This is a genomic window from Mesorhizobium sp. M1A.F.Ca.IN.022.07.1.1, from assembly GCF_003997575.1.
Lineage (GTDB): Bacteria > Pseudomonadota > Alphaproteobacteria > Rhizobiales > Rhizobiaceae > Mesorhizobium.
This window is the reverse complement of sequence record NZ_RZST01000499.1, coordinates 1-3,112: the sequence shown is the minus strand read 5'-3', so window position 1 is coordinate 3,112 and position 3,112 is coordinate 1. Positions and strand designations below refer to the sequence as shown.

The 3,112-nt window shown below is 62.1% G+C and carries 2 protein-coding genes; one reads left to right on the top strand and one right to left on the bottom strand.

What is annotated here, in order from left to right:
* Positions 1–52: 52 nt before the first annotated feature.
* Positions 53–2,734: a bifunctional acetate--CoA ligase family protein/GNAT family N-acetyltransferase gene (locus tag EOA75_RS31125; RefSeq protein ID WP_127325965.1), complete on the bottom strand. Its 2,682-nt coding sequence runs from the start codon at positions 2,732–2,734 to the stop codon at positions 53–55.
* A gap of 264 nt (positions 2,735–2,998) precedes the next feature.
* On the opposite strand from EOA75_RS31125, the gene EOA75_RS35405 reads away from it, so the two are divergent.
* On the top strand, positions 2,999–3,112 hold a 114-nt coding region (locus EOA75_RS35405), incomplete at its 3' end, for a DUF302 domain-containing protein (RefSeq protein WP_245466791.1).

The window sequence follows — 3,112 nt, the reverse complement described above, 5'->3', positions numbered from 1 at the left end:
GCTTTATCTCCAGTCAGCCTCAGGAAGACGGGGTCATGGAAGCAGACCGAGCCTATCTGACCTCCAGCGTCGCCACCGACAGGCCGGGCTCGCTGGGGTGGTGCGCAATCGAGAAGCCCAACTCGCGGCACATTGTGAGCATCTTGCTGTTCTCGTTGAGGATTATACCCTCGATCCGGCCAATGCGTTTAGCGCTCGCATAGTCGATGATCTGTTTCAGCAAGGCCCATCCCAGACCATGGCCCTGCAGGTCCGATCGCACAAGCAAGGCATATTCGCCGGTGCTGTGATCCGGGTCGCAGGAAAGTCTGCCGATTCCGGCCAGCGCGCCCGTATCCGTTTCGAGCGCGACGAAGGCGATGTCGCGATCGTAGTCGAGCTGTGTGAGCCGCTTCAGCATCTGGTCCGGGAAGTTCCTGCGCGGTGAGAGGAAACGCAGCCGCAGATCGTCTGGCGAAATCTTGGCCAGAAACGCGGGATAGAGCTGGACGTCCGCCGGCATGATTGGCCGGGTGTGGAAAGACATACCGTCCGACAGAAAGTCACGGCTCCACCCTGCGGGATAGGGTCTTATGGCAAGGGCCGGGTTCGGTGCCGGTTCATCCACGCGTCGCGGATCGATTTCGATGCGGGCGTCGAGCGCAATCACGCCCTCTCCGTCCGCCAGCAGCGGATTGATGTCGAGAGAGACCAGGCAAGGAAAGTCGACGATCATTTGCGACAAGCCGTTCAGCGCGGCGATGATCGCTGCCCGATTAGCCGGCTTGCGATCACGATAGCCAGCAAGCAGGCGGCCTATCCGGGTCGCGTCGATCAGGTCTCCGGCGAGCACGTCGTCGAGCGGAGGCAGGGCGATCGCGGTGTCGTTCAGAACCTCGACAGCGGTGCCGCCGGCGCCAAACAGGATGACCGGGCCGAACATCGGATCGAGGTTCATGCCCAGGATGAGCTCCTGCGCGTGCTTGCGCGCAACCATGCTTTGCACGCTGTAGCCATCCGCCTTTGTCCCGGGCACCTGCGATCCTAGGCGTGTCTCGATCGACTTCGCAGCTTCTTCAGCCTCTCCGGCAGTCGCAATGTCGAGGACCACGCCACCGACGTCCGACTTGTGTGAAACCGTCCTTAACAGCAATTTGACGACAAGTCTTTCCGACGTTTCGAGAAGCTGGCTGGCTGCCTGAGACACTTCGGCGGCGGAGCGGGCAACAATCGTTCGCGGCACCTGAATGCCGTAAGCAGCGATTGCGGATTTTGCTTCCGGTTCCGTCAGCATGCGCCGACCCGCACTTGCGACTTGCCGGAAAATTGCCTGCGCTGTCGCCTTGCCGTCCACCACGCCCTCCCGCTGGCCGGACGGTGTCCGCAGGAGCGCACGCTGCGCCCGTGACCATTCGCTGAGATAGGACGCCGCTATTGCCGCATCCTCCGGCGTTTCGAAGCTCGCAATGCCGACTTCCGTCAGGATGCGACGACCCTCGCGCGCGGTATGCTCGCCGAGCCAGCATGCGAGGAGCGGTTTTCCTCCGATCTCTCCTTCGTCCCCAAGTTCGGCCACCTTCCTGGCCGCGTCGGGCGAGGAACCTAGCCCGGTGGGACAGTTCATGACCAGGATGACGTCCGTTCCGGAATCTGCCGCCAAGGCTTCGAGTGCCGCCCCGTAGCGCTCCGGCGCTGCATCACCGACAATGTCGACGGGGTTTGCATGCGACCAGGTCGCCGGTAGGACGCTGTTCAGCCGTTCGATCGTCGACGGCGAAAGCTCAGCCAGCTCCCCTCCGCGATCGGCGAGCTTGTCGACCGCGAGAACCCCGGCGCCACCGCCGTTGGTGACGATGCCAACGCGGGCCCTATCGAGCGGAGAATAACGCGCGATCGTCTCGGCGGCATCGAACAATTCGGCGAGATCTTTCACGCGCAACACCCCTGCCCTTCGCAATGCGGCATCGACTACCCTATCCGCTCCCGAAAGTGCTCCGGTGTGGGTTGCCGCCGCCTTGGCCGCCTGTTCGTGCCGGCCGGGTTTGATTGCGATGACCGGCTTGAGACGCGCCGCAGCTCGCGCGGCCGACATGAACTTGCGTGGATTGGGTATCGTTTCGAGATACATCACGATCGCGCGCGTGTGGATATCGCCCGCCAGCATGTCGAGGCAGTCACCGACGTCGACATCGGCCATGTCGCCGAGCGAGATGATCCGGGAAAAGCCCACATTGTTCTCGCCCGCCCAATCGATCAGCGACGTGGCGATTGCGCCAGATTGCGAAATCAGGGCGATATTCCCAGGCTCGGCCGCCATGTGGGCGAAACTGGCGTTCAGCTTTGCTGGAGGGACCATCAACCCGACCGTGTTCGGCCCGATGATCCGCATGAGCGAGGGTTTGGCCGCGTCGAGCATTGCCTGGCGCAGACCGTTCTCGTGGTTAAGCCCCGCGGTGATAACGACGGCCGCTCGCGTCCCCTTCTCGGCCAGTTCGCGCACAATGCCGGGAACGGTGTCGGCAGGGGTCGCGATCACGGCAAGATCGGGGACGCCTGGAAGATCGGCAACATTCGCATAACAACGGTGGCCGGCCACCTGCGAATATTTGGGATTGAGCGGCCAAATCTCGCCCTCGAATCCACCGCTGACGATGTTGTTGAACACGACGCGACCGACCGAGCCAACGCGCTCGGTAGCACCGACGACCGCGACGTATCTCGGTGAGATGGCATATTCAAGATTGCGGACAGTCATCCCGGGAACTCCTTGCTGCCACATTCGCCGATGGCGTCGACCATTCATTGCGCTGGATCAAAGCTCCACCCGGCTTATCACGGTTAGCTCGCGGGACGCCGCTGGCGACCTCTTGCTTCTGGCGGGGCCCATCTCGAAGGAGAACCCAATGAGCTATTATTTTATCAAAGCCTCGACGTACCGTTCGCCGCAGTCGAGCACGTAACCAAGAAACTTGCGGACAAGGGCTTCGGCGTCCTGACAAGGATCGATGTCCAGCAGACGATGAAGGCCAAACTGGGCGTGGACTTCAAACCATACGTTATCCTTGGCGCCTGCAATCCGAGCTTCGCATGGCGTGCGCTGCAGGCGGAAGACAAGATCGGCGCCATGCTGCCC

Coding starts and splice junctions, on each gene's coding strand:
- EOA75_RS31125 (WP_127325965.1), bottom strand. CDS start 2,734: ATGACTGTCCGCAATCTTGAATATGCCATCTCACCGAGATACGTCGCG.